The organism is Bradyrhizobium sp. Ken51 (assembly GCF_055807435.1).
In genome coordinates this window covers 1-6,028 of the sequence record NZ_JBVVPB010000079.1, presented here as the reverse complement: position 1 = coordinate 6,028, position 6,028 = coordinate 1, and the positions used below count along the sequence as shown (strand labels likewise).

Sequence of the window (6,028 nt, the reverse complement as noted above, 5' to 3'; positions counted from 1 at the left end):
CGCCAGCATTGAACACGAAGTTGCCGAAAGACCGCGACACGTTGCGCTCTACCGAGTAGTCGTGCAGGTCCAAGTTGACGACATCCTGCAGATTACGGCGAATTGCTTCTCGGCCTACGAACAGGCCTCATTGAGGTCAGCTTCGTGGGTGGAAGCGGACTGGTTTTGCTCAGGCCGGGTTCTTCGCACGTTGACCCGGAGCGGACATCGCGAATCCTGCAAGTGCTGCTCCTGTCGCCTTCCGAGTATGACCTTGGAGGTTACAATGATTCATTATTATGGTGCCTGGGAGCGGACATGAAGTAGCGCGCGTTCATGGCTCTTGATGGCCGTGCAGCTGATGGCGGTGCGGGTCCGTGAATGTGATCGGTGCAACCATGGGAGCGCCTCCGGAAAACGCGAATCCGCCCGGACGCGACGAAGGCGTCGGCAACTCTCAGCGGCTCTCAGAGGATAAGATCGTGTTGGAAGGGTAGCTGTCCGCCCTGGCCAGCAGCCTCCTGCTCGTCGAAACGCCAACCCTCCGGCGCATCGGCCGGATGGGGCCATGCGGTCGCGGCGGAATCGTGCTCCGAATTGAGCGCGGCGACGGGAACCGAGGAAGCGACTGCCGCAGCCGTCGAGCTGGCATGCTGCAGTTCCGCATCCGCCTCGAAATGGAACGCGGGCTCGGCCCGGTTGCGAAAGCCTTGGTCGTCGGCGCCCTGGATGACCACGGTCACGATCTGCGGCGTGCCGTCGATCGTGGTCACGGTGAAGGTGTCGGTCAGCGCGTCGCAAGGCCTCAGGGCCTGGACCTCCGGGTCGTCGGGGTCGAGCACGTATGTCCACGTGCCGCAGGTCGTCATCGTGAAACTGCCGTAGCCGTGGTCGCTCGCCTGCGGGCATGTCGTGGCCGTGAAGGTGTCGTCGGGATTGTCGACGTCCCTGTCGGACAAGGTGCCGCTGGCGCGTGGCGGGGGCTCGCAGGAGTTGCTTGGCTCGGTCACGCGTCCGCAAATATCGCCGCAGACGACTGCGGCGTCGTTGCTGCCCTCGATGGTGACCGCCACCGTCTGCGCCGTACCGTCCGCGGCCCTCACGGTGAAATCGTCAATCAGCGACTGACCTGCGTTCAGCGCCTGCACCGCGCAATTGCCGTTGTCGAGCGCGAAGGTCCAGTGCCCGTCCGCGGTCATGGTGAAGCTGCCGTAACCGTGGTCGCTCGGCTCTGGACATTTGACGGGATCGAACGCGTTCGACGGGCCGTCGACGTCGGTGGCGGTAAGAAGGCCGCACGCGGTTGGGACGCCCTGCGCGGAATCGTGGACGCCGCCTGCTTCGACCACACGACCATGCGTGTCCCCGGAGATGACGGCCGGATCGTCGGCGCCTTGGATGGTCACCATGACAATCTGCGGCGTGCCGCCGATCGTGGTGACGGTGAAGGTGTCGGTCAGGGTCTGGTACGCCGTAAGCGCCAGCACCGCGGCGCTGGCGGGATCCAGCGCGTACGTCCAGTGCCCGTCGGACGTCATCGTGAAGCTGCCGTAGCCTTTGTCGCTAGCATGCGGAGAGCTCACCGCCGTGAACGTGTTGGCCGGATCGTCGACGTCGGTGTCGGCGAGCTTGCCGGTCGCGGTCGGGACGTCGTGCGCCATGAACGCCGCCGCAATCGCGGCGGCGTCCATTGTAACCGCGGCGACGGATCCACCGGTCCCGCCGCTTATCGCTGCCGCGTCGTCGGTTCCGGCGATGTCGATCGTGAAGGTTTGGCTTGCCGAGGCAAAGCCGTCGGACGCCGTGATCGTGAAGCTGTCGGCGTTCGGCGCCTTCAGCGCGTTGATAGCGTCGTTGTTCGGTACGTAGGCGTAGGCGCCGGTCGCGCTGTTCAAGTACAGGATTCCGAAGGAGCCGGCCTTCTCGATGTCGTAGCTTGCGCCCGCGACGGTGAAAGCGCCGATCGCGGCGCCCGCGATGCCGAAGGTCGGGGTCGTGCCGGAGCCGAAGCTCGTGGTCGAGAAGCTGCCGCTGCTCGCCGAGAACTCATCGAACGCGACTGTGTCGATCTCGACCGGGCCCGACCCGAGCGTCAGTGTCGGTGGCGAATGGATCAACGGCCCATCCGGCACGAAGCTGGCCGGCACCACCAGCCCGGGAAGGGCATGTTGGGGACTGGGCCCCTCCGGTGCCTGGAAATCGATCGGCTGCGGCGCCTGATCGACCGCTTCGCCCGGAGGCGTACCGGATCCGGCCGGCCCATGGTCCTTCGAGTAGTTGGCAAGCACGTCCTGCTGCTGGCTCTGCAGGTCCTCCATCCGTGACGCGTTGTTGCCGACCTGCGCGAAGCCGACGGACGATCCGGTCTTGCTCAGGATGACCGTCTGTCCGGGATCGTCCACGATGATGTGGCGCGGCACCGGCTCCTTCGTGATGAGTTCGAAGGTGCCATGCTCGAAGCCCTTGTAGGTGATGGAGGCGTCGTCAAACAGGGCGAGATCGGGATCGGCGGCCCACGCTTCTTTCAGAGCCGAAAGGATCAACGCGACGAAGGACAGCCCTCCGGCCCATCCGAGTCTCGCGACAACCGCCGACTCTACAGCGCGCCCGCCGCGGACGGACGACGGACTGCGTTGGTTCTGCGCCGGCCAAAGACCGGTGAAGACACGTGCGAGCGACATCTTGAACGCCTCGCATGCTGCCCGCTTCCGCCGAAGCGGCCGGACCCATGGATCGCGTGTGAGTCAACCCGCCGAGGTGTCCGGTTCTGCGCACCAGACTACGCTTTGTCGTCCCGAGACCCCTTCACGAAATGTTGACTGGGTGCGCGCAAATGCGCTCTTTTGTTGGCGCTGAGCGGTCGGGACCATCGTCCGTTGCGACTAAAGAGTGGCGGTCACAACATGCGGTATGGTGCGCCGGGCGCGCTCTGCCATCATTCCGCCGAAGCGGGCTCTTCACGGACGGGAGCGGACGCATGCACGGACTAAGGACGGTCGCAAGACTTCTCTGCCTTTTGCTCGTTGCAGTCGCGTATCCGCCTGCGCCGCTTCGGGCGCAGGACGTCAAGCCAATCGGCAAGGTCGTGACCGTCGCTGGCAAGGCAGTGATCGAGCATATCGATGCCGCGGTTGTGCAGGCGAGACTGTCCGAGGACGGGGCCAGCGCGAAGGTCGGCGATCCAGTCTATCGGGGCGACGTCGTCAGGACGGGCGCCGACGGGCGCCTCGGCATCAATTTCGCCGACGGCAGCTCCTTCAGCCTGTCGAGTAACGCCAGCATGGAAATGAGCGAGTTCGTCTACGATCCGGACGGCAAGGACAATTCAACCCTGATCAGCCTGACCAGAGGCACCTTCACCTTCGTCGCCGGCAGCGTCGCCAAGACCGGGAGCATGAAGGTGGACACGCCGGTGGCGACGTTGGGGATCCGGGGCACCACGCCCCACATCGAGATTTCGGACGACGGCACGGTCAAGTTCGCCACCCTGATCGAGGAGGGCAAGGATGCCGTCATGAAGCGGAAGGCCGGCCCGACCGTTGCGCCTCCCCGGCAGCGGAGGGCCGACCGCGCTCTCGGCATCTGCCGGGGATGCTGAAGGTCTTTGGGACGGCGCCAGTTATGATCCTGCTGCTGGCCGCCCCCGCGTCGGCGCAGAAGCCGGAAGGTCAATTCCGGAACGTCGAGCTCTGCAACGCCGCCTCGTCCCCCGACCGGAGGATCGAGGCCTGCTCGGCCTTCATCGCAGCCGGCCGTGGCGGGCCACAGGCCCTGGCCATGGCCCACAACAACCGCGGCATCGCCTATGCGGCGAAGGTCGACTACGACCGCGCTGTCGCCGACTTCGACGCGGCCATAGGCATCGATCCGACCTTCGCCAAGCCCGTCAACAACCGCGGCGCGGCGAGACTGAGGATGGGCGACTACGACGCCGCGATGGAGGATTTCGACCGAGCCATCGCCCTCCAGCCGGCATACCCCGGCGCCTTCGTCAACCGCGCCGAGGCCTGGCTGAAGAAGGGCGATCTCGTACGCGCCGAAAGCGACTACACCACCGCGACTCGTCTGAACGCCGACATGGAAGTGGCTTGGAGCGGCCTTTGCTGGATCCGGGCGAGCACGGGCGACCCGCAAGGCGCGGTGGAAGCCTGCAACAAGGCGATCGGGTCGGGCGCGCATACGGCTGCGACCTACGATTCCCGCGCGCTCGCCCACCTCAAGGCTGGACGGACCGATGCGGCCATCGCCGACTACGACGCCGCGCTGCGCATCGACCCCACGCTCGCCGCCGCGCTGTACGGTCGCGGCCGGGCAAAGATCCGCCGCGGCGAGACGGCTTCGGGAGAAGCCGATGTCGCGGCCGCGAAAGCTGTCCGGGGCGACATCGTCGAGGAATTCGCGCGCTACGGCGTACCCTAGTCCGTCCTCAACGCGTGCCCGTCGGAGAATGCCATCTCTCCCCTACCGAGAGAACCTGAGCTGCAGCGTTCGAGCAAGTTTTTTTACAGATTCTCTCCCTCCGCCATTGTGCATTGAATCTATTGCAGAATTTCTATCCTTCCTGGTCGAACCCTACCCTAAACCCTACCCGTCTCTTTGGCCCTTATGGTGGTTTGCAAGGAAGCGGCGCCGCGCGCCGACGGCTGGGCCGCGCTGCGTCGCTTGGCAGGCTCATAACCTGAAGGTCATAGGTTCAAATCCTATCCCCCGCAACCAGATAAGACACTGTTTAAAATGGTGTTTTCAGAAAGGCCGCTCGTCAGAGCGGCCTTTCGTTTTGCTCGTGTCGCCACCGTGTCGCCACGACTGTAACCGTGCCGCTGGTGCCACAATCGCACCGCCACCGCATTCAAAAGAGGAGGACTTCACATCAAGCCTGTGGGTTTTGCTACCCAGGGACTTCATCCGTTCGCCAGCATGCTAATGGCATTTGTGGCAGCCTCTCCAAAGATCGGGCCCCCAAACTGCAAAATGAAGCGCGCCACATCGGCCCCGATCAGTAACTGAACCTGTTTGCCGGAACTCTGCCGAAGCTTCTCGACAGCATCGTCGAGTTCCTTTGTGCTGGAACTTGCCGTAGACACGATCAACCCTCTATCCGCAGCAGGATACATCGCGAACGCGCGTTCGATGTCGCGGACCGCTTGAATATCGAGGTGGCTGCCCTCGTACGATTTGGCTTGAACAACGCAAATATGCTGCGTTCTAAAGGCGGGGTGAGGGATTCCGCCCTCATACTCGACTATCAGATCCGCACCGTGATCGCCCGCGCCGCCTTGCCGCGTTACGCCCTTGCTGCGACCAAGGCACTCCCGCAGGCCACCCAGGTCGCCGACCGTTGGCACCTCATGGAGAACGCCAGCCACGCCTTCCTCGATGCGGTTCGCAAATCTATGCGCCAGGTCCGCGTCGCGGTCGGCTCCGCCACCATAAATCCCGACTTGCTGACCGCCGCCGAGCGCATCCAGTATGAGGGCTATCTTCGGCGTGAGGACACCAACGCGGCAATCCTCAAACAGGCTGAGACGGGCGTCTCCATAAAGGAGATCGTACGGCTCACTGGACATAGTCGGGGTCTCGTCCGCAGGGTACTGAGAGGTCAGCGATCCGATGTGTTCAGGGTGCGCGAGAGCTCGCTCGAACACCACCTGCCATGGCTCGACGCTCAGTGGGCTGCTGGTCATTGTAACGGCGCCGACCTGTGGCGTTGCCTCAAGGCGCAGGGATTTAGGGGCTCGATGCGGGTCGTTACCGAATGGGCGACACGCCGTCGGCGTGCCGAAATGCCCGATGCTCGGAGCCTACAGCGCGTGCCGTCCGCGAGAACTATCGCCCGCCTGATGACCAACGGCCGCGATACGCTCTCAAAGTCAGAGACGGTCACCATTGCGGCGATCGAACAAGGCGTTCCTCTCCTGGTGGAAGCTCGAGAGGTCATCACCGCTTTCCATACGATGATCCGCACGAAGGCTCACGTAGATCTTGACCCATGGCTGGAACGAGCATGCGCAAGCCTCGTCGCGTCTTTTGCCAACGGTGTCATCAAGGA

4 protein-coding genes and 1 pseudogene are annotated in these 6,028 nt (G+C 64.0%); 3 read left to right on the top strand and 2 right to left on the bottom strand.

Annotation, left to right across the window (positions count from 1 at the left end; translation table 11 throughout):
- Positions 1-446: 446 nt before the first annotated feature.
- Positions 447-2,660, bottom strand: coding sequence for a VCBS domain-containing protein (locus AC0L27_RS40540; protein WP_473323637.1), 2,214 nt, complete (start codon positions 2,658-2,660; stop codon positions 447-449).
- A gap of 296 nt (positions 2,661-2,956) precedes the next feature.
- On the opposite strand from AC0L27_RS40540, the gene AC0L27_RS40535 reads away from it, so the two are divergent.
- The gene (locus AC0L27_RS40535) at positions 2,957-3,577 is read left to right on the top strand and encodes a FecR family protein (RefSeq protein WP_473323635.1); all 621 of its coding nucleotides are present in this window, start codon (positions 2,957-2,959) and stop codon (positions 3,575-3,577) included.
- A 23-nt stretch (positions 3,578-3,600) separates the two neighbouring features.
- A complete protein-coding gene (locus AC0L27_RS40530; protein ID WP_473323633.1) occupies positions 3,601-4,398 on the top strand; it encodes a tetratricopeptide repeat protein in 798 nt (265 codons plus the stop codon).
- 482 nt (positions 4,399-4,880) lie between these two features.
- Here the strand turns inward: AC0L27_RS40530 and AC0L27_RS40525 are convergent, their stop codons facing one another.
- Positions 4,881-5,324: a restriction endonuclease gene (locus tag AC0L27_RS40525; protein WP_473323631.1), complete on the bottom strand. Its 444-nt coding sequence runs from the start codon at positions 5,322-5,324 to the stop codon at positions 4,881-4,883.
- On the opposite strand from AC0L27_RS40525, the pseudogene AC0L27_RS40520 reads away from it, so the two are divergent.
- Positions 5,238-6,028, top strand: a pseudogene (locus tag AC0L27_RS40520) (ISL3 family transposase); the annotation flags it as partial. The gene AC0L27_RS40525 and the pseudogene AC0L27_RS40520 overlap by 87 nt on opposite strands.